This window comes from Streptomyces atratus (assembly GCF_014648655.1).
Lineage (GTDB): Bacteria > Actinomycetota > Actinomycetes > Streptomycetales > Streptomycetaceae > Streptomyces > Streptomyces atratus.
The window spans coordinates 619,099-639,770 of record NZ_BMRN01000001.1; the positions used below are offsets into that span (position 1 = coordinate 619,099).

Below are 20,672 nucleotides of genomic sequence, written 5' to 3' on the forward strand. Positions count from 1 at the left end.
GGCACTCACGTCAGGAAGCTCACACCCCGGCGGACCCGACATTCCGTGCCCGGATCGGCCGGGTCGGGTGCGGCGGTGCGCCGAAGCGCGCGAGGCAGTGCCAGACCATCTTGAGCGACTGCGGCTCGTACCGGCCGGTGCGGGCCGCGTCTGCGATGATGCGGGGATCGAGCATGCCGTCCTGTGCGATCTCGGCGCCGAGATCCACGAACTCCGCACCCCGGTAGTCGGGGTGACGCCGCAACTGCTCGACGGTCAGCCGGAAGTGCGCGGAACCGAACCTCGGAGCCGCGCCGACGGCTCTGCGACGGAAGTTCAACGCCCCGTACACCGGCCGCTGTTCGGCGGGCGCATCGTCATACGCACCGTCGAAGATCCGGCTCTCCCAGCGCCACCGGTCACCGCCCGGACGCGCGGTCAGGCCGCCGTTGCCGGTGCCGGTGACGAACTGCGAACGGTAGACACCGTCCTCGGCCAGCCGGACCAGGATCGGCCGGCCGCCCGCCATCCGGTCGGGATGGAAGTTCAGCGTCAGGGGCAGTGCGGGGTCGAGCGGCCTGCCCGCGGACCGGGACTCGACATGGCTCAGAGCCCGCACCTGCGGCGACGGGTACGGGGCTGCGTTCACCGGCACAGTGTGCCGGAGTGCGGTTCACCGCCGCACCCGGATTGCGGCCGGCCGCCGGTATCAGGCCCTGTCCGCCCGGGTCGACGTTCGGGTCCGCCGCTCACAGGAGCCCCCCGCCTCCGCTTGCAGCACCAGTACCGAGAGGTCGTCCTCGACCGGCCCCACCCCGAAGTCGTGCGCCGCGCGCCGTACGTGCTCCGCAAGCGCCTTCGCCCCCAGCCCCATGCCCTGCCGGAGCACATCGGCCAGGCCATCGTTGTCGTCCAACTGCCAGTTGCCACAGCGGCGTTCGGTGACGCCGTCGGTCACACACAACAACGTCTCACCGGGCGCGAGGTCGAAGGTGCCGGCCCGGAACTCGGCGCCCTCATCGACGCCGAGCAGCATCTGGGGTTCGGAGGCCGGTTCCACCCTGCCGTCGGCGAACAGATGCAGCGGCGGGGGATGACCTGCGGTGGCGACCGTGCAGCGGGCTCCGGCCACGCACGGGTCGACCGTCAGTTCCCCGTACAAGAGGCTCAGAAAGCGGGAGCCCGTCTGCTCGGCGCCGAGCGCGAATGCCTCGGCGCTCTCCTCCGCCATCGCGACGTTCAGCCGGCCGAGCACCGACTCGACGCCATGGCCCTCGCGCGCCAGCAGCCTCACCAGGTGCCGGGCGAGGCCGGTGACGGACATCGCCTCCGGGTCCTTTCCCTGCACGTCCCCGAGCAGGAAGCACCAGTGGTCCTCGCCCATCGGGAAGATGTCGTAGAAGTCGCCGCCGACGGTCTGGCCCTCGCCGTGCGGCTCGTAGACGATCGCCGTGTCGACGCCGGCGATCGTGGCCAGCGTCGCCGGCAGCTGCCTGCGCTGGAGCGCGGCGCTGATCCTGCGCTGCCGGGTGTACTGGCGGGCGGTGAACACGGCCTGCGCGACCCTGCGGGCCACGTCCTGCACCATCCGCACCACGGTGTCGGTCATCTGCCGCTGCCCGGCCCGGCCGAGCAGCAGTACGCCCTGGTCGCTGTCGCGGGCGACGAGCGGGAAGGCGAACGCCGACCCGCCCGCACGGTCGGCGCCGGCACTCTCCGGCCACGGCCAGGGCGTACCCCCGGCGCGGAGCGCGGTGGGCGGCGGAAACCGTTCCAGTTCCTCCCGCAGCGGAGTCATGCGCTGCTCGTCGGCGTGCCAGACCCGGGACAGTTGCAGGCCCCTCCCCGGCGTGCTGAGCCAGATGCCGCACCAGTCCGCGAGCCGGGGTACGAGCATCTGGGCGGCGAGCGCGGTGACCATGGCCTCGTCGAGCTGGCCCGCCAGGAGTTCACTGGTCTCGGCGAGGAACGACGGGCCGCCGCGGTCGGCCCACTCGAGGGCGTGCCCGTGGGCTTGCGCCGGATGTGCGGGGGGCCCTGCGTCACGGGACCGTGCGCCGCTGCCGGGCTCGGTGGTACCGGGCCGGGAGGAGGCCGGATCTTTCGCAGGTGTCTCTCTCTCCGCGACCTCCAGCCGGAACCAGACCCGCTTCTCCGCCCGCCGGTAGGTCACGCCCCAGGACTCCGAGAGCGCGTTCACCAGCTGGAGGCCGTAGCCGGGCTCACCGTGCCGGGTGTCCACTCCGCCGCGTACCCCTCTGGAGGGGTGACGGTCCACGACCTCCACGACGACGCCCACCCGGGTGGCCGGGTTCCGCTCCAGGCGGCAGACCACGTCGATATCGGTGCCGGCGTACATGACGGCGTTGGTGACCAGTTCGCTGACGAGCAGGACGGCGTCGTCGACGAGCCCCTCGAACTCCTCGGGGACCGGCACCGGAGCGGGGACCGCGCCCGCATCGGTGGCCGACGCCTCTCCCCCGTGCCCGTCCGCGAGCGCCGCCGTCCACCCGTGGAGCGCCGCACACACGAATTCCCGCGCCCGGGCGGCCGCCAGCTGGTTCGCCGACAGCCCCTTCCTGGACACGGACTGGCTCGCGTGTACGGACAACGGGATCACCATTCCTCCCGTATGCACCAAATACGCACGAGAAAGAGTACTTTCGTGCGCTTTATACTATGACATGCGTGACTAAAGGAACCTCTGGCGAGCACCAATGGATCTTGGGCGGAGGGTGTTTCCATGGCACTGGCCCCGGCCCGGCCCGGCGCGGAACAAGACGGGCAGTGGGTTCGTACGAGCGATCTGCGCCCGTTGCTCGCCGCGATGAAGGCCCTGTGCGACGGTGATTTCACGGCGCGAGTGGAGGACTCGGAGGAACGGGGCGGGGCCACCCTGCCCGACGGGGTGCCGGCCGAAATGGCCGGGGTGTTCCAGCAGATCGTCGCACGGAACGCGCATCTCGCCTCGGAGCTCCAGCGGGTACGCCACGAGATCATCCGACAGGGACGGCTGGACGAGCGGATCTCGGCGAGTCCCGGCTCGGGGACCTGGACGACGAACACCGAGGCCGCCAATACGGTGCTCGAAGCGCTCGTGGTGCCCGTCGCCAAGGCCACCCGGGTGCTCGACGCCGTCGCGGACGGTGATCTGACCCAGCACGTCGATCTGCACGACGGGAGCCGCCAGCTCCGCGGCGACCTGCGGCGCCTGGGCATCGGTGTGAACCGCATGGTGGACCAGCTCTCCCTCTTCACCGGCGAGGTGACCCGGGTCGCCCGCGAGGTCGGCACCGAGGGCCGTCTCGGCGGCCGGGCGAAGGCGCAGGGGCTGTCGGGCGACTGGCTCCATGTGACCGAAGCGGTCAATACGATGGCGTCCCGGCTTACGGCGCAGGTGCGGGACATCGCGGTCGTGACGACGGCGGTGGCCCGCGGCGACCTGACGCAGCAGGTGACGGTCGAAGCCACCGGCGAGCTGCTGGAGCTGAAGCTCACGGTCAACACCATGGTCGACCAGCTGCGTGCGTTCGCCGACGAGGTGACCAGGGTCGCCCGCGAGGTCGGCACCGAGGGCCAGCTCGGCGGCCGCGCCCAGGTCAGGGGCGTGTCCGGGGTCTGGAAGGACCTCACCGACAACGTCAACTTCATGGCGTCCAACCTGACGTCCCAGGTCCGCAACATCGCCCAGGTGACCACCGCCGTCGCCAACGGCGACCTCAGTCAGAAGATCACCGTCGACGCGCGGGGCGAGATCCTGCAGCTGAAGTCGACGATCAACACCATGGTCGACCAGCTCTCCGCCTTCGCCGACGAGGTCACCCGCGTCGCCCGCGAGGTCGGCACCGAGGGCCAGCTCGGCGGCCGCGCCCAGGTCAGGGGCGTGTCCGGGGTCTGGAAGGACCTCACCGACAACGTCAACTTCATGGCCGACAACCTCACCTCCCAGGTCCGCAACATCGCCCAGGTCGCCACCGCCGTCGCGGAGGGCGACCTCGGCAAGACGATCACCGTGGAGGCCAAGGGGGAGATCCTGGAGCTGAAGTCGACGATCAACACCATGGTCGACCAGCTCTCCGCCTTCGCCGACGAGGTGACCAGGGTCGCCCGCGAGGTCGGTACCGAGGGCAACCTGGGCGGTCAGGCGCAGGTCAGGGGCGCTTCCGGGGTCTGGAAGGACCTCACGGACAACGTCAACAGCATGGCGCTCAATCTGACCTCTCAGGTCCGCAACATCGCCCAGGTGACCACCGCAGTCGCCAACGGCGACCTGTCGAAGAAGATCGACGTCGACGCGCGCGGCGAGATCCTGGAGCTGAAGGACACCGTCAACACGATGGTCCAGCAGTTGCGGGCGTTCGCGGACGAGGTGACCAGGGTGGCCCGCGAGGTCGGCACCGAGGGGCGGCTCGGCGGCCAGGCCCAGGTACACGGCGTCTCGGGGGTCTGGAAGAACCTCACCGACAACGTCAACTTCATGGCCGACAACCTCACCTCCCAGGTCCGCAACATCGCCCAGGTCGCCACCGCCGTCGCGGAGGGCGACCTGTCGAAGAAGATCGACGTGGACGCGCGCGGCGAGATCCTGGAACTGAAGTCCACGATCAACACGATGGTCGACACGCTCTCCGCGTTCGCCTCCGAGGTGACCAGGGTGGCCCGCGAGGTGGGCAGCGAGGGGCAGCTGGGCGGCCAGGCCCGGGTGGAGGGCGTCTACGGGACATGGAAGGGCCTGACCACCAGCGTCAATGAGCTGGCACTGAACCTGACCACCCAGGTGCGCGCGATCGCCGAGGTCGCCAGCGCGGTCACGCAGGGCGACATGTCCGGTTCCATCTCGGTGGAGGCCCAGGGCGAGGTCGCCGCCCTGAAGAACAACATCAACCTCATGGTGGCGAACCTCCGTGAGACCACCCGCGCCAAGGACTGGCTCGAGTCCAACCTGACCCGTATCGCCGGACTCATGCAGGGCCACCGCGACCTGGTCGAGGTCGCCGACCTGATCCTGCGCGAGCTGACCCCTCTGGTGAACGCCCAGTACGGCGCGTTCTTCCTGGCCGAGGCGGGTGCGGCATCCGGCGAGGACCTCGAGCTCCTGGCCGGTTACGGCATCGGACAGCCCGAAGGCCGGCGGCGTACCCGGATGAGCCTCGACTCCCCCGGCTGGGGTCTGATCACCCAGGCCGCCATGGAGAAACGGCGGATCCTCATCGAGTCGGTCCCCACGGAATACATCACCATCAGTTCCGGCCTCGGCGCAGCGCCCCCGGCCAGCGTCGTCATCCTGCCGATCCTCTTCGAGGACCGGGTGCTCGGAGTCATCGAACTGGCCTCGTTCAGCCGCTTCAGCGAGGTCCACCTCGCCTTTGTCGACCAGTTCGTGAACACGATCGGTGTCTCCATCAACACCATCATCGCCAACTCCCGTACCGAGTCGCTCCTCTCGGAATCCCAGCGCCTGACCGCCGAACTGCGCAAGCGCTCCGACGAGTTGCAGCTCACCAACGCCGAGCTGGAGGAGAAGGCGGCGCTGCTGGCCACGTCCTCCCAGTACAAGTCGGAATTCCTGGCGAACATGTCGCACGAGTTGCGCACCCCGCTCAACTCGCTCCTCGTGCTGTCCCGGCTGCTCGCCGACAACCCCGACGGCCACCTCTCCCCACAGGAGGTGGAGTTCGCCGTCACCATCCACCGGGCGGGCTCCGACCTGCTGCAACTGATCAACGACATCCTCGATCTGTCGAAGATCGAAGCAGGCCGGATGGATGTGCATCCCAAGACGCTGCCGCTGATCAAGCTGCTCGACTACGTACGGGCGACGTTCCAGCCGCTCTCGCTGGACCGCGGCCTGTCGTTCGACATCAAGGTCGGCGAGAACGTACCCCTCGAACTCTTCTCCGACGAGCAGCGTCTCCAGCAGATCCTCCGCAACCTCCTCTCCAACGCGATGAAGTTCACCTTGTCCGGCGGAGTGCAACTGCTCGTCGAACGCGCGACGCCCTCGGACTTCGAGGAGGAGACGCTGCGCAACGCCGACGCCGTCATCGCCCTGAGCGTCAAGGACACCGGAATCGGTATCCCGCCGGAGAAGCTCGACGGGATCTTCGAGGCGTTCCAGCAGTCCGACGGCACCACCAACCGCAAATACGGCGGCACCGGGCTCGGTCTCTCCATCAGCCGGGAAATGGCGGGCCTGCTCGGCGGCCGGATCATCGCCGAGAGCGAGCCGGACGTCGGCTCCACCTTCACCCTCTTCGTCCCCGCGCACTACACAAGTCCGCCCTCCGACGCCGTCCCCGCGGTCGAACCGCGCCCCGCGAGCGGCGCCACCCGAGCCATCACCGGCCCGACCCGCCTGGCCGGCCGGCCCGCGGCCCGGCCCGGAGCCGCGCAGGCCGATGCGCTCAGCACCCCGGATTCCTTGTCCCGTACCGGAACCCGGCCCGACGGCGGCGACGACGTCAGCTGGCCGGAGACGACCCGGCTGAAGGACTGGCTGAGCGGCCGCGCCGCCGGCGTGCTGGCCAACCGTCGCATCCTCATCGTCGACGACGACATCCGGAACGTCTTCGCACTGACGCATGTGCTGGGCCGCGTCGGCATCAGCGTCAAGTACGCGGAGAACGGCCGCGAGGGCCTTGAGGTCCTCGATCGGACACCTGACGTATCACTGGTGCTGATGGACATCATGATGCCCGAAATGGATGGATACGAGATGATCGCGGCGATCCGCCGCACACCTCGTTTCGCGGGCCTGCCGGTCATCGCGCTCACCGCGAAGGCCATGCCCGGTGACCGTGAGAAAGCCATCGAGAGCGGCGCGAACGACTACGTCCCCAAGCCGGTGGACGTCGACCGCCTGCTGTCCGTGATCTGCCGGCTCCTCGACCCGCAGTGCACTTCACCGGAGCCACGGCCCGATCCCTCCGACAACGCCCGCTCCACGGACCGGGACCGGAACGGCACCCTCCCGGACCAGGAAGATGGCACCCCGGCCGGCGGGGACGACGACAACGACGCAACAGGGCGGCCGTCATGACGGCGACACGGGAAGCAGCATCGGAGACCTCCAGCATCCTCATCGTCGACGACATGGAGGAGAATCTGGTGGCTCTCGAAGCCGTACTCGGCTCGCTGGCCCAAGTGGTCCGCGCACAATCGGGCGAGGAAGCCCTCAAGGCGATGCTGCGCCAGGAATTCGCGGTCGTGCTCATCGACGTGATGATGCCGGGCATGAACGGCTTCGAGACCGCCGCCAACATCAAGGGGCTCGACCAGACGAAGGACGTCCCGATCATCCTTCTGACCGGTGCCGCAGTCGATCCGAACTACGCCTACCGCGGCTATACGGTCGGCGCCGCCGATTTCCTGATCAAGCCGTTCGACCCCTGGCTGCTGCGGACCAAGGTCAACGTCTTCCTGGACCTGCACCGCAAGAACCGCCAACTCGTCGACCAGGCCGAACAGTTGAAGCGCCTCCTGACGGCCGACGGCGGCCACCCCGGGATCCCGTCGGCCGCCCCTGACGCTCACGCATCCGCCGAGCCGTCGTACGGTACGGACCACACGGACCCTACGGACCCCGCGGAACACCCGGCACCCCCGAAAGTGCCCGACCGGCTCGCCGAGGTCGCCGGCCGACTCGCCCAGGCGGAACTCCTGCTACGAGATGCCGACAGCCCTGGCCGGGCCGACCTCGCCGACCGCATCGTCGAACTGGAACAGGCCGTGGAACGGCTGATGGCGGCACGCGAGACATAGGAGCGCGCCCGGACGTGATTCATCACGCGTGATTCATCGCTCGCACGCGTTCACCCTGATCCGCAAGGAGAACATCGAGCCCACGGCCTTCGCCCCGCTGCTCGCCGACCGGCTCGTCGCCATGACGTCCTCCGTGCACGCGGCCGCCGCCCAACTGGCCGACGGGGACTGCACGCGCGGGGTGGTGTCCAACCTCGCCATGCAGATCGCGGGCAACGCCACCCTGCTGCGCACGGCCGAGGAGCAGGGGGTCAGCGCCGAACTGCTGACTCCGTACTCCGTACCCGGCCCTGATGGAACGTCTCCTCGCGGACGGGCGCGGCAACGAGAGCACGACGGGTGTGGTCGGCCTGCCGGCACTGTGACCCACCCGATTGCGTACGGTCGGCGCATGACATCCGACCGCGAAGCCGACCACGGCCACCGCACCGCCCCCGGCCTCGACCTCGACGCCTATCTCGCCCGCATCGGCTGGACCGGGGAGCGCCGGCCCACCGCGGAGGTGCTGCGCTCCGTGCATCGTGCCCACGCACTGGGCATCCCGTTCGAGAACCTGGACCCCGTTCTGGGCAACGCGCCCTCGCTCGCGCTCGCGGACCTGGAGGCGAAGCTCGTACGGGGTGGGCGCGGCGGGTACTGCTACGAGCAGAACACCCTGCTCGCCGCCGCGCTGACCGCGCTCGGGTTCAGGATCACGCTGCTCTGCGCACGGGTCGTGCTGGGGGCCGGGCCCGGGGACGTACGGCCGCGCACCCACATGCTGATGCGGGCCGAGGTGCCGGGCGAGCCGACCCCGTATCTGGCCGATGTCGGCTTCGGCGCCACCGGCTCGCTGCTGGAGCCGATCCCCCTGGTCGCGGACGCGGAGCTGCACGACTCCCCGCGCCGCCACCGGCTCGTGAACACTCCGCACGACGGGCCGCTGGAGCAGTGGGAGCTCCAGGCGCAGACCGCCGACGGGAGGTGGGTGGCCCAGTACGCCTTCACACTGGAACCGTTCGAGGCGCCGGACTACGAAGTCATCAACTGGCACATCGCGACCAACCCGCGCTCCCCGTTCCAGCACCAGGTGTACGTCCAGCGCACCACCCCGGACACCCACCTGTCCCTCACCGGCCGCACACTCGCGGTCACGGCGAACGACGGCACCCGTGAGGAACGGGAGCTGGCGGACGGCGCCGAGGTGCTCCGGGTGCTGGCAGCCGACTTCGGCATCCATCTCCCCCGGGGTACACGGCTGCCGGAGTGATGGCGGGGAAGCACCCTCGCGCCCCCAACGCCCCGCCCCCGCGCCCCTCACGCCCCTCACGCCCCGAACACTGCCGCTCACGTGGCGCATCTCACCCGTTCGCATCCGTCACGCCCCCGTTCCGGCCCATTCCAAGCCCCGCCCCGCCCCGGACCGGCGTTCCCACGGTCCGGGGGCGGTGGGCGCATGGCTATGGAAGACGGAGCGGGGCGCCGGGGTTACCCGGGTGGGGCAACCGGAGGGGAAAGCCCGGGCGGCGCGTGAAACGCAGTCGTAAGCTCCCAGACATGCAGGTCATCCAGTCCACGAAGCTCGCCAATGTCTGTTACGAAATCCGGGGCCCCGTGCTCGAGGAGGCGATGCGGCTGGAAGCAGCCGGTCACCGCATCCTCAAGCTGAACACCGGCAACCCTGCCGCGTTCGGGTTCGAGTGCCCGCCCGAGATTCTCGAGGACATACTGCGCAACCTCTCCGGGGCGCACGGTTACGGCGATGCGAAGGGGCTGCTGTCCGCGCGTCGGGCGGTGATGCAGCACTACCAGACCAAGGGGATCGACCTCGACGTCGAGGACATCTACCTGGGCAACGGCGTCTCCGAGCTGATCCAGATGTCGATGCAGGCATTGCTGGACGACGGCGACGAGGTCCTCGTACCGGCTCCGGACTATCCGCTGTGGACCGCCTCGGTGTCGCTGGCCGGCGGTACGGCCGTGCACTACCTGTGCGATGAGCAGGCCGACTGGATGCCGGACCTCGCCGACATCGAGCGGAAGATCACCGACCGCACCAAGGCGCTCGTGATCATCAACCCGAACAATCCGACGGGTGCGGTGTACGACGACGAGATGCTGCGCGGGCTGACGGAGATCGCCCGGCGCCACAATCTGGTCGTCTGCTCCGACGAGATCTACGACCGGATCCTGTACGACGGAGCGACCCACACCCCGACCGCGACGATCGCGCCCGATCTGATGGTGCTCACCTTCAACGGACTCTCCAAGAACTACCGGGTGGCCGGATACCGCTCGGGGTGGATGGCGGTCTGTGGTCCGAAGGCGCACGCCTCCTCGTACATCGAGGGGCTGACGATCCTCGCCAATATGCGGCTGTGCGCCAATATGCCGTCGCAGCACGCCGTGGCCACCGCGCTCGGCGGGCGGCAGTCGATCAACGATCTGGTGCTGCCGGGCGGGCGGATCCTGGAGCAGCGGGATGTCGCATACGACCTGCTGACCCGGATCCCCGGCGTGACCTGCGTGAAGCCGAAGGGGGCGCTGTATCTCTTCCCGCGCCTCGACCCCAAGGTCTACAAGATCAAGGACGACCGGCAGATGGTCCTCGACCTGCTGCGGGCCGAGAAGATCATGGTCGTGCACGGTACCGGGTTCAACTGGCCGGAGCCCGATCACTTCCGTGTCGTGACGCTGCCCTCGACCGAGGACCTGACGGACGCGGTGACCCGGATCGCGCACTTCCTGGACGGATACGGCCAGCCTTAGCGGACGGCCGTCCTCCCTCCACCCCGACATCGATTGCAGATAACTTTAGACTGAATCCAATGTAGGATGGTTCCACAGCAACACCAGGAGGCCATCCATGTACGAACCGATCCGCACCAAATCGGTCCACACACCGGCCGACCACGCCGACGACTTCCCGCACCGTTCCCGCGAGGAAGAGCTGGACATCCAGCTCGCCGGACACCTGGCCGCACTTCTCGCGGTCACCGACGAGCTGGATCTCGGCGCGGCGGGCGACCGCATCGCCGAGCAGGTGGCCAGGCTGCGCGGCGCGCCGCCCGCCCGGCACGCCGGTCTGACCGATGCACCCGCACTCGCGCTGCACCGCCGGGCCCATGCCCTCGCGGGCCGCGCACTGGTGGTGGCCGCGTCCCGCGCCGACACGGCCGTCGCGATTCTCGCGGCCGAGCGCATGGACGCCCACACGGCGGCGATCGCCGCTGCCACCGCCCCCGCCGCCCCCTCGCGACTGGTCGGCGCCCTCTGACGGCCCCGGTCCACGGGCCGCCGAGGCGCGTGGACCGGGTGCCACCCGTTGCTAGTTGCGGACCCGTACCGTCGCCGACGCCGTCGATGCGCTGTGCAGGTCGTCACCCGAGTAGCCGACCTCGTACGTCACCTGGCCGGCGGCCCGGGGCAGGTCGTTGACCGTGAAGGTGCCGTCGGGCGCGACTGCTGCCGATGTCAGCGTGCCGGTGCCCTTTCTGTCGGTGCGCTGCACGGACAGGGTGATCCCGGCGGGGAGCGAACGTCCCTGACCGGTCAGGGTGCCGGTGATCGTCAGGCCCGCGCTCTTCGTCGCCTCCGCGGGGGCCGTGAGCGTGATGGCGGTCGGGGCCTTGGCGACCGCGACGGAGAGCGCGATGTCCTCGGCCGGACGGTGGGTGATGTCACCGGTGAAGGAGACGCTGTAGGTGGCGTCGCCGACCAGCGACGGGACGTCGAGAACGGTGAACGAACCGTCGGCGTCGACCTCGACGGGGGCCAGCTTGCGGTCGCCGTTCGCGTCGTGGCGTACCGCGGTCACCCTGACCGGCTCGGCGGGCGCGGGCCCGTCCAGCTCCAGCCGGCCCCGGATACCGAGGGGTTCGCCGACCACGGGCTTCCCCGGGGTGGTGGAGAGAGTGCCGGTGAAACGGGAGTCGTACTGGGCGGCCGGGGGCTGGATGATGTGCAGCCAGAACTCGTTGCCGGACGTGCTGGCGGTGACGGCGAACAGGCGCGCCCCGTCCTTCGACCAGCCGAGCCCGCGCGGAGCGATCCGGTCCCCGTCGAGCGCGCCCTCGAAGGCGAACTCCAGCGGAGCCGTACCGTCTGCCGGGTCCGCGGGCTGCACCAGCAGGTCGGCCGTGGACCCGGTCGCCGCGGCGCCCCGGGCGATGTACTTGCCGTCGCCGCTGAAGGCGACCGCGGACGCCTTGGCCTCCTCGGGCAGCGGCTGGTACGCGGTCGGCGCGTCGGACAGGTCCGCGGCGTCCAGGAGCCGGGTGCCCGCGCCGTAGGCGGCGTCGGCGACGGCGATCCGCCGGCCGTCGGCGGACTGGGCGACGTCCTTCATGTCGAGCGCGCCCTGGCCCTCACTGTCCGCGAACCGGCGCTCCGGGCCGCGCACGAGCGTCTCGCCGCTCGCGTCGAACGTGGCGAGGAACGGGTTCGGCTCCCCCGTGCTGCGGGCCTGCGCCATGACCAGACGGTCGGGCGCCTCGGGGCCGCTCGCCAGCCGCAGCCGGCCCGCGGCGTTCCAGCCGGTGTTGACGGACTGGGTGCCGTTCGTGCCGTACAGCCAGGTCCGGTACGTGTCGCAGCCGGAGTAGGTCGGCGTCTCGGTGTGCCACTCCTTGCCGCCGACGAAGGCGACATCGCGCGGGCAGCCCACGTCGGCGGTGGTGAAGGCGAAGCCGGTGCGCTCCTGTGTCACGGTGTCGAACGCGAGGATTCCCGAGGACTGCGCGACATAGAGCGTCCCGCTGTCCGTACTGAGGGCCATCCCGGACGGCGCGGTACCGGTGGGCAGCGAACCGACCTTCTGCCCCTCGAAGTTGTAGACGTGAACTTGGTTCGCGACCCGTTCCCTGCGGTCGTCCGTGATGTAGACCCGTTCGTGCACGGAGTCGACGACCATGGCCGAGTACGACGAGATCGGCAGCTTGGCCACGGTGTCGCCGGCCACGGGGCCGCCGGCCGCATGCGCGGCGGGCGGGGCGAGGGCGGTGAGTCCCGCGGTACTGAGTGTCAGCGCGGCCAGCGTCGCCGCGATGCGTCCATGATGCCGGATCTTGTTCAACTGAGTCCCCCACAGGCCAGGTTGACCCCCGGCCGGCTCGACCGGAGGCGATGTGAAGGAACATCGAAGCGTTGTGGAGGTGTTGTGTGCAAGCTTATGGCGATGCTTGGACGTTCTTTATAAAAGGGGCAGGAAAGGGCGACCCCCGGAACCGTAAGGGGATTCCGGGGGCCGTACCGCGGCGGGCCATTGACCCCACAGGTCAGGGCGGATGTCCGGAGACCCGGCCGCGGGGTGTGGGGGGCGCATCCGCGCGGGGTGCGCCCGGGGGCGTCAGCCCAGGCGCTGGACCAGCGCGCGGTACTCGTCCCACAGCTCCTTCGGCGTGTGGTCACCGAAGGTGTTGAGGTGCTCGGGGATCAGCCCCGCCTCCTCGCGCCAGACTTCCTTGTCGACGTCGAGCAGGAAGTCCAGGTCGGAGTCGGAGAGGTCCAGGCCTTCGGTGTCCAGGGCGCCCTTGGCGGGCAGGACGCCGATCGGCGTCTCGACGCCCTCGGCCTTGCCCTCCAGGCGCTCGACGATCCACTTCAGGACGCGGCTGTTCTCGCCGAAGCCGGGCCACACGAACTTGCCCGCGTCGTTCTTGCGGAACCAGTTCACGTAGTAGATCTTCGGGAGCTTCGACTGGTCCGGCTTGTCCGCGCCGACCTTGATCCAGTGGTTCATGTAGTCGCCCATGTTGTAGCCGCAGAACGGCAGCATGGCGAACGGGTCGCGGCGCAGCTCGCCGACCTTGCCCTCGGCTGCGGCGGTCTTCTCGGAGGCGACGTTGGCTCCGAGGAAGACGCCGTGCTGCCAGTTGAAGGACTCGGTGACCAGCGGTACGGCCGAGGCGCGGCGGCCACCGAAGAGGATGGCCGAGATCGGCACGCCCTTCGGGTCCTCCCACTCGGGCGCGATGATCGGGCACTGGCCGGCCGGGACGGTGAAGCGGGCGTTGGGGTGGGCGGCGGGCGTGTCGGACGCGGGCGTCCAGTCGTTGCCCTTCCAGTCCGTGAGGTGGGCGGGGGCGGTCTCGGTCATACCCTCCCACCAGACGTCACCGTCGTCGGTGAGCGCGACGTTGGTGAAGACGGAGTTGCCCCACATGGTCTTCATGGCGTTGGCGTTGGTGTGCTCGCCGGTGCCGGGCGCGACGCCGAAGAAACCGGCCTCGGGGTTGATCGCGTAGAGGCGGCCGTCCTCGCCGAACCGCATCCAGGCGATGTCGTCACCGATGGTCTCGACGGTCCAGCCGGAGATCGTGGGCTCCAGCATGGCGAGGTTGGTCTTGCCGCAGGCACTCGGGAACGCGGCGGCAACGTACTTCGGCTCACCCTGCGGCGGCGTGAGCTTGAGGATCAGCATGTGCTCGGCGAGCCAGCCCTCGTCGCGCGCCATGACGGAGGCGATGCGCAGCGCGTAGCACTTCTTGCCGAGCAGGGCGTTGCCGCCGTAGCCGGAGCCGTACGACCAGATCTCGCGGTCCTCGGGGAAGTGCGAGATGTACTTGGTGGTGTTGCACGGCCACGGAACGTCCTCCTGGCCCTCTTCCAGGGGTGCGCCCAGCGTGTGGACGGCCTTGACGAAGAAGCCGTCGGTGCCGAGCTCGTCGAGGACGGCCTGTCCCATGCGCGTCATGGTGCGCATCGAGACGGCGACGTACGCGGAGTCGGTGATCTCGACGCCGATCGCGGAGAGCGGGGAGCCGACGGGGCCCATGCAGAACGGGACGACGTACATCGTGCGACCGCGCATGGAACCGCGGAAGACACCCTTCTCACCGGTGAAGCTGTTTCCCTCTTCCCCCGTGAAGATGGCCCGCATCTCGGCGGGGGCCTTCCAGTGGTTCGTCGGGCCCGCGTCCTCCTCCTTCTCGGAGCAGATGAAGGTGCGGTCCTCGACGCGCGCGACGTCACTGGGGTCGGACGCGGCGTAGTAGGAGTTCGGGCGCTTGATCTCGTCCAGCTTCGTGAACGTGCCCTTGGCCACGAGCTCCCCGCACAGGCGCTCGTACTCGGCCTCGGAGCCGTCGCACCAGACCACCCGGTCCGGCTCGGTGATGGCTGCGATCTCATTCACCCAGGAAACGAGCTCCTGGTGGTCGGTGGGGGCAGTGAGGGGAGCCGCGATGTCGCGCGCCACGATCGCTCCTTGATGAGGGTGTCTGTTTGGTAGTTGCCCCGTGGGGGCCGCGACCCGGATGCTTCGTAGCCGCTCATCCGGTGCCGAACGCACTCATTTGATCATCCGACCGATTCGCCCATATGTCCAGGGGGCCGCCCACGTGAGCATCGCCACTCGCATTCGTTACCTACGGTTGCGTAGGTACGATGCGGGAATGACTGCTGCCGCCGCCGCGCCCGAGCCAGCCGGGCTGGAAACAGCCGAGTCCGACGCCGTCCCGGTGAAACCACGGATGCGTGGCTGGCTGCACGCCGGAATGTTTCCCGCCGTGATCGTCGCGGGGATCGTGCTGATCGCGCTGACGGACAGCGTCCGCGGCCGGATCGCCTGCGGCATCTACGTCCTGACCGCGTGCCTGCTGTTCGGCGTGAGCGCGCTCTACCACCGCGGCACCTGGGGTCCGCGCGGCGAGGCGGTGCTCCGCCGGCTCGACCACGCCAACATTTTCCTGATCATCGCGGGCACCTACACCCCACTGACCCTGCTCCTGCTCCCCGAGTCGACCGGGACGCCGCTCCTGTGGGCGGTCTGGGCGGCGGCGACCGCGGGCATAGCCTTCCGGGTGTTCTGGGTCGGCGCCCCGCGCTGGCTCTACACGCCCTGTTACATAGCGATGGGCTGGGCCGCGGTCTTCTTCCTGCCGGACTTCATGCGGACCGGCGGGATCGCCGTGCTGGTGCTGGTCGTCGTCGGCGGGCTGCTCTACAGCGCCGGCGGTGTCATCTACGGCATCAAGCGGCCCAATCCGTCACCGCGGTGGTTCGGCTTCCATGAGGTGTTCCATTCGCTGACCCTGGCGGCCTTCGTCGTGCACTACGTCGGCATCTCACTGGTGGCCTACAACCACAGCTGAGCACTCCCTTCCACCTCCTCCCCCGCAATGGCCGTGGCTCGAAAGCCGCGGCCATTCGTCATTCCCGGGCCCGGACAGGCGATACACATTGACACTCACCATCTTTTGAGAGTTACTTTCACTTGACTGTGACTCTCGAAGGAGTTTTCCCATGAACCGACGCTGGTGGGCCCTGGGCGCGCTGGTCGCGAGCACGCTCGTCCTCGGATTCGACATGACGATCCTCAACGTGGCGCTGCCGACCATGGCCGAACAGCTCAGCGCGACCACCGGCGAGCAGCAGTGGATGGCGGATGCATACGTCGTGGTCTTCGCCGCTCTGATGCTCCCGGCCGGGCTGCTCGGTGACCGGTTCGGCCGTCGCCGGATGCTCATCACCGGCCTCGGCATCTTTCTGATCGGCTCGCTCATCGGCTCGCTCGCCGACGCCGTGCCCGCCGTCGTGACCGCCCGCTGCGTGATGGGCATCGGCGCGGCGCTCGTGATGCCGCTCGCGCTGGCGGTGCTGCCGTCGCTGTTCGGCGCGCCCGAGGACCGGGTCAAGGCCATCGGCATCGTCTCGGCCGCGTCCGCGCTCGGGCTGCCTCTCGGCCCGATCCTGGGCGGCTGGCTGCTGGACCACTTCTGGTGGGGCTCGATCTTCCTGATCAACATCCCGATGGTGGCGATCGGTATCGCCGCCTGCGCGTTCCTGCTCCCGGAGACCAGCGACCCGGCCTCCCCGAAGGTCGATGCCGTCTCCACCGCCCTGACCGCGACCGGTCTCGGCGTGCTGATCTACGCGATCATCGAGGCGCCCGGGCGCGGCTGGGGCGACCCGCTGGTGCTGGGCATGTCGGCCGCCGGTGTCGTGCTGATCGCCGCGCTCGTCGTACGGGAACGCGGCGCCGAGCGTCCGATGCTCGACATGTCGCTGCTGCGGCAGCGCCCGTTCCTGCTGAGCGCGCTCGCCGCGACCCTGGTGATGTTCGTGATGTCGGGGCTGATGTTCATCCTGCCCGGCTACCTCCAGGCGGCCCTGGGCCACGACGCGTTCGGTACGGGGCTGCGGATGCTGCCGATGATGGGCGGGCTGATCCTCGCCGCGAAGACGGGCGCCCCCGTCACCCGGCGGTTCGGGGCGCGCGCCACGATGACGGCGGGCCTGGTCGTGCTCGCCTTCGCCGCGCTCCTGGGCAGCCGTACGACGGTCGACAGCGGTTACGGCTTCACGGCGCTGTGGCTCTCCGTCGCCGGGGTCGGCTTCGGCTTCGCCGTCGTCCCCGCGATGGACGCCGCGCTGGCCGCCCTGCCCGCGGACCGTGCGGGCAGCGGGTCGGGGCTGCTGATGACCGTACGGCAGACGGGCAGCGCCCTCGGGATCGCGCTGCTGGGCAGCCTGCTCGCCGGTGCGTACAGCAGCCGGCTCGACACCACCGGCGTACCGGACGCCGCCGCGGACACGGCCGGGGACTCGGTCGTCGCCGCCCATGTCGTCGCGGCGAAGCTCGGCGCGCAGCGGCTGGCCGACTCCGCGGACGCGGCGTATCTCCACGGCATGAGCGTGGTGCTTCTCGTCATCGCTGTCACGGCCCTGGTGTCGGCGCTGCTGGTCGGGGCGTTCCTGACGAACCTCCGAACCCCCTCGCAGGAGCGGACGGACGTGGCCCCCACGCCCGCCGATGCCTGACAATGGCGACCATGGCCGCCACCTCTCGTCCCCCTTCCGTTTCCGCCCCCGGAACACCGCCCCCACTGGGGTTGCGCGAGCGGAAGAAGCTCAGGACCAGGATCGCGATCCGCCGGGCGACCTATCGGCTGATCTCCGAGCAGGGGTACGACGCGACGACGATCGAGCAGATCGCGGAGGCGGCCGAGGTGTCGCCGAGCACCGTCTTCCGGTACTTCGCGACCAAGGAGGACATCGTCCTCACCGACGAGTACGACCCGATCATGGAGGCCGAGCTGCGCAACCGGCCGGCCGACGAACCGCCGCTGGAATCGCTGCGGTTCATCATGGCCAAGGCACTGACTGCGTTCCTCGCGAGCGAGGAGGAGGAACTGCGGCAGCGCACCCGGCTGATGGTGGAGGTCCCCGCCATCCGGGCGCGGATGACGGAGACCATGTCGGACACGGCGAAGGTGCTGGCCCGCGCGCTCGCCGACCGCAGCGGCCGCAGCCCCGACGACCTGGAGGTCAGGGTGTTCATCGCGGCAGTGCTGGGGGCGCTGCGCGAGGTGACGCTGTACTGGGGCGAGCACGGTCAGGAGGGCGACCTGATCACGATGATCAACCAGGCGCTGGACACGCTCGAAGGCGGGCTGAAGCTGTAACCGGGGCTTCGCCCTCAGCCCCCCGGCGGCTCCGTCCTCGGTCGGCTCCGCCCTCAGTCGCCGGACGGGCTTGATCCGAGGCTCCGCGCCAGCGCCTCCCGGTCCGTCGTCGGCGCATCGCAGACGAAGTGCCTGCACACATACGCCGTCGGCGCCCCGCCCACCATCGGCCGGTCCGCCAGCAGTGGGAACTCCGTCCCGGCCGTCTCACCCGCCGCCACCACCGCACCGGGCGCCCGCCCCAGCAGCGCCGTACGGTGCAGTGCGCCGCCGACCGGTCCGGCGACCGCGACCTCGCGCGGCCCGTCGAGCAGCGCCTCGGCGACGGCGAGCCCCCAGCCGATGAACCGGGGAACCCGCGGGCCGAGCGCCTTCACCACGCCCAACGCGCCCTCCGCTGCGGTGCGATGGGCCTTGGAGCCGGTGTATGCGGCGTACGAGAGCAGCGCACCGGCCGCCGCCGTCCAGCCCGCCGGGGTCGCGCTGTCGGTGGGGTCCTGCGGGCGGCGGATGAGCTTCTCGGCGTCGTCCGCCGTGTCGTACAGCTGCCCGCCCTCGCCGGTGAAGTGCTGGAGCACGATGTCGAGCAGGAAGCCGGCGAACTCCAGCCAGACGCCCTCGCCGGTGACCGCGGCCAGGGCGAGGAAACCCTCCGCGACATCGCCGTAGTCCTCCAGGACCCCGGCGTGCCCGCCGGTCCGTCCGTCCTTCGACGTACGGGTCAGCCGGGCCACGTCGCCCATGTGCACCCGTACCAGCAGATCCGCCGCCTCGGTGGCGCGCTCGATCAGATCGGGCCGGCCGAAGTACGCCCCCGTCTCGGCGAGCGCGGCGATCGCCAGGCCGTTCCAGGCGGCGACCACCTTGTCGTCCCGCCCGGGGCGCGGGCGCAGCTCACGGGCGGCCAGCAGCTTGGCCCGTACGTCGGCGGCCCGGCCCGCGTCCACCACGGTGCCCGTCCGCGCGAGCCGGAGGACCGAGGCGCCCTCCTCGAACGTGCCCTGCTCGGTCACCCCGAAGTGCTCGGCGGCGAAGGCCGCGTCCTGATCGCCGAGGACCTCCCTCAGCTGCTCGGGCGTCCATACGTAGTACGCGCCCTCGACATGCCGGCCGGCCCCGTCCTCGCTGTCGGCGTCGAGTGCGGAGGCGAAGCCGCCCTCCGGCGTGCGCAGCTCGCGCACCATGAAGTCGGCGGTCTCCAGAGCGACCCGGCGGGCCAGTTCCGAGCCCGTCGACCGCCACAGGTGTGCGTACGCCCGGCAGAGCAGCGCGTTGTCGTAGAGCATCTTCTCGAAGTGCGGTACCAAAGGTCCACCAGTCCTCGGCGTGAGTACGTACCGGTGGAACCCGCCTCCCACCTGGTCGTACAGGCTCGAACGAGCCATCGCGCCGCACAGCCCTTCCGCCATCTCCAGCGCGGCCACGGAGCCGGCCCGCGCGTGGTGGCGCAACAGGAACTCGATCACCATCGACGGCGGGAACTTGGTGTCTCCCCTGAACCAGCCGCTCGCGGAGTCGATGTCCCTGGTCAGTTGGAAGAGGGCCAAGGCCTGCGTCTCCTCTGTGGGCGTCTCGGCATCCCCGATACTCAGCTCACGCTCGGCAAGGTCCCGAGTGATCTTCCCCGCGACTTCTCCCACCTCGTCCCGTCGGCTCGTCCAAGCGTTGTGCACGCCTTCGAGCACCTGACGGAAGGACGCCATGCCATGGCGAGCCTCGGGCGGGAAGTAGGTGCCGAAGTAGAAGGGCTCCCCGTCCGGCGTCATGAACACGGACATGGGCCAGCCACCCTGCCCAGTGGCGGCCTGCACGGCCTCCATGTAGACCGCGTCCACATCGGGCCGCTCCTCACGGTCGACCTTGACGGACACGAAGTGCTCGTTCATGTACGCGGCGGTGTCGTCGTCCTCGAAGGACTCGTGCGCCATGACGTGACACCAGTGACAGGCGCTGTAGCCGACGCTCAAGAACACGGGGACATCGCGCCGCCGGGCTTCTTCGAACGCGTCGGTCTCCCAGGGCCACCAGTCAACGGGGTTGTCCGCGTGCTGGAGGAGGTACGGGGACGTGGCCTGCGCGAGTCGGTTGGGCATACCCCCATCCTTGCGCACCGGCCTCCGTCCCGCCCATGCGCCACGGGGGCAGCGCACGAACGGGACGGAGGGGTGCCGGCTCAGTGCTCGCGCGGCCGAACCGGGGGCAGGAGCGGCAACGGGTCGCCATCCACAGGTGGGCGTCTCCGCTGAGCGGGGCACGGCCATCGGGCCCGATCCTCGTCACGGCGGACCTCCCGGTGGGAGCACAAAGAAGCCCCGGACGGACAGCCGGGGCAGCGCGTGAGCGGCGGGAATCGCGGGCGGTGACGAAGTGATGAAATGGCCCTGTTGTCCGGGTTGCCCCTTATGGATGGCGTTTTGGTTCTATACACGGAACAGAACTAAACGTCATTCCGTCACTTCGTCACTACGTAGGGGCCAGCGGGCGCGTCCACGCTGCCCCAACGCACTCACGCGGTGCGCGACAAATGAGCAAGGCCGGGTCCGATGC

At 69.7% G+C, this 20,672-nt stretch carries 13 protein-coding genes and 1 pseudogene; 9 read left to right on the top strand and 5 right to left on the bottom strand.

The window, feature by feature from the left end; genetic code table 11:
• Positions 1-19: 19 nt before the first annotated feature.
• Both IEZ15_RS02735 and IEZ15_RS02740 read right to left on the bottom strand, forming a co-directional pair.
• Entirely contained in the window at positions 20-628 is a 609-nt protein-coding gene (locus IEZ15_RS02735; RefSeq protein WP_189273829.1) for a DUF3626 domain-containing protein, read from the bottom strand.
• 60 nt (positions 629-688) lie between these two features.
• Positions 689-2,602, bottom strand: a complete 1,914-nt coding sequence (locus tag IEZ15_RS02740; RefSeq protein ID WP_189273831.1) for a SpoIIE family protein phosphatase — start codon at positions 2,600-2,602, stop codon at positions 689-691.
• Positions 2,603-2,722: 120 nt separating this feature from the next.
• Between IEZ15_RS02740 and IEZ15_RS02745 the strand changes: the two genes are divergently transcribed.
• The 6 genes and pseudogenes from IEZ15_RS02745 (at position 2,723) to IEZ15_RS02765 (ending at position 10,996) form a co-directional block, all read left to right on the top strand.
• Entirely contained in the window at positions 2,723-7,018 is a 4,296-nt protein-coding gene (locus IEZ15_RS02745) for a HAMP domain-containing protein (protein WP_189273833.1), read from the top strand.
• Positions 7,015-7,740, top strand: a complete 726-nt coding sequence (locus IEZ15_RS02750; protein WP_189273835.1) for a response regulator — start codon at positions 7,015-7,017, stop codon at positions 7,738-7,740. The genes IEZ15_RS02745 and IEZ15_RS02750 overlap by 4 nt, the downstream gene beginning before the upstream one ends.
• A 28-nt stretch (positions 7,741-7,768) precedes the next feature.
• Positions 7,769-7,948: pseudogene (locus IEZ15_RS46970) on the top strand (NAD(P)-dependent oxidoreductase); the annotation flags it as partial.
• Positions 7,949-8,131: 183 nt separating this feature from the next.
• Positions 8,132-8,989: an arylamine N-acetyltransferase family protein gene (locus tag IEZ15_RS02755; protein ID WP_189273984.1), complete on the top strand. Its 858-nt coding sequence runs from the start codon at positions 8,132-8,134 to the stop codon at positions 8,987-8,989.
• A 287-nt stretch (positions 8,990-9,276) separates the two neighbouring features.
• Complete coding sequence (locus tag IEZ15_RS02760; RefSeq protein ID WP_114246341.1) at positions 9,277-10,488, top strand: pyridoxal phosphate-dependent aminotransferase; 1,212 nt, start codon at positions 9,277-9,279, stop codon at positions 10,486-10,488.
• Positions 10,489-10,585: 97 nt separating this feature from the next.
• A complete protein-coding gene (locus IEZ15_RS02765) occupies positions 10,586-10,996 on the top strand; it encodes an SCO4983 family protein (protein WP_189273837.1) in 411 nt (136 codons plus the stop codon).
• A gap of 51 nt (positions 10,997-11,047) precedes the next feature.
• Here the strand turns inward: IEZ15_RS02765 and IEZ15_RS02770 are convergent, their stop codons facing one another.
• Together IEZ15_RS02770 and IEZ15_RS02775 are read right to left on the bottom strand one after the other, a co-directional pair.
• Entirely contained in the window at positions 11,048-12,793 is a 1,746-nt protein-coding gene (locus tag IEZ15_RS02770) for a YncE family protein (protein WP_189273839.1), read from the bottom strand.
• Positions 12,794-13,066: 273 nt separating this feature from the next.
• On the bottom strand, positions 13,067-14,917 hold the full coding sequence (locus tag IEZ15_RS02775) for a phosphoenolpyruvate carboxykinase (GTP) (RefSeq protein WP_189273841.1): 1,851 nt from the start codon (positions 14,915-14,917) through the stop codon (positions 13,067-13,069).
• 196 nt (positions 14,918-15,113) lie between these two features.
• Here IEZ15_RS02775 and trhA point away from each other — a divergent pair, with 196 nt between their 5' ends.
• From trhA to IEZ15_RS02790, 3 genes are all read left to right on the top strand, one after another.
• A complete protein-coding gene (gene trhA / locus IEZ15_RS02780) occupies positions 15,114-15,812 on the top strand; it encodes a PAQR family membrane homeostasis protein TrhA (protein WP_114246338.1) in 699 nt (232 codons plus the stop codon).
• Between the two features lie 151 nt (positions 15,813-15,963).
• Positions 15,964-17,481 carry an MFS transporter gene (locus IEZ15_RS02785; RefSeq protein WP_189273843.1) on the top strand — a complete coding sequence of 506 codons (1,518 nt, stop codon included), beginning with the start codon at positions 15,964-15,966 and terminating at the stop codon, positions 17,479-17,481.
• Between the two features lie 11 nt (positions 17,482-17,492).
• Positions 17,493-18,125: a TetR/AcrR family transcriptional regulator gene (locus IEZ15_RS02790; RefSeq protein ID WP_189273845.1), complete on the top strand. Its 633-nt coding sequence runs from the start codon at positions 17,493-17,495 to the stop codon at positions 18,123-18,125.
• A gap of 53 nt (positions 18,126-18,178) precedes the next feature.
• On the opposite strand, the gene IEZ15_RS02795 is transcribed toward IEZ15_RS02790, so the two are convergent.
• Positions 18,179-20,218, bottom strand: a complete 2,040-nt coding sequence (locus tag IEZ15_RS02795) for a thioredoxin domain-containing protein (protein ID WP_189273847.1) — start codon at positions 20,216-20,218, stop codon at positions 18,179-18,181.
• Between the last annotated feature and the right edge of the window lie 454 nt (positions 20,219-20,672).

Excerpts from the sequence above, each read along its gene's own strand:
- IEZ15_RS02755 (WP_189273984.1), top strand. The coding sequence starts at position 8,132 with ATGACATCCGACCGCGAAGCCGACCACGGCCACCGCACCGCCCCCGGC.
- IEZ15_RS02795 (WP_189273847.1), bottom strand. The coding sequence starts at position 20,218 with ATGCCCAACCGACTCGCGCAGGCCACGTCCCCGTACCTCCTCCAGCAC.
- IEZ15_RS02785 (WP_189273843.1), top strand. The coding sequence starts at position 15,964 with ATGAACCGACGCTGGTGGGCCCTGGGCGCGCTGGTCGCGAGCACGCTC.
- IEZ15_RS02740 (WP_189273831.1), bottom strand. The coding sequence starts at position 2,602 with ATGGTGATCCCGTTGTCCGTACACGCGAGCCAGTCCGTGTCCAGGAAG.
- IEZ15_RS02765 (WP_189273837.1), top strand. The coding sequence starts at position 10,586 with ATGTACGAACCGATCCGCACCAAATCGGTCCACACACCGGCCGACCAC.
- IEZ15_RS02745 (WP_189273833.1), top strand. The coding sequence starts at position 2,723 with ATGGCACTGGCCCCGGCCCGGCCCGGCGCGGAACAAGACGGGCAGTGG.
- trhA (WP_114246338.1), top strand. The coding sequence starts at position 15,114 with ATGACTGCTGCCGCCGCCGCGCCCGAGCCAGCCGGGCTGGAAACAGCC.
- IEZ15_RS02760 (WP_114246341.1), top strand. The coding sequence starts at position 9,277 with ATGCAGGTCATCCAGTCCACGAAGCTCGCCAATGTCTGTTACGAAATC.
- IEZ15_RS02750 (WP_189273835.1), top strand. The coding sequence starts at position 7,015 with ATGACGGCGACACGGGAAGCAGCATCGGAGACCTCCAGCATCCTCATC.
- IEZ15_RS02790 (WP_189273845.1), top strand. The coding sequence starts at position 17,493 with ATGGCCGCCACCTCTCGTCCCCCTTCCGTTTCCGCCCCCGGAACACCG.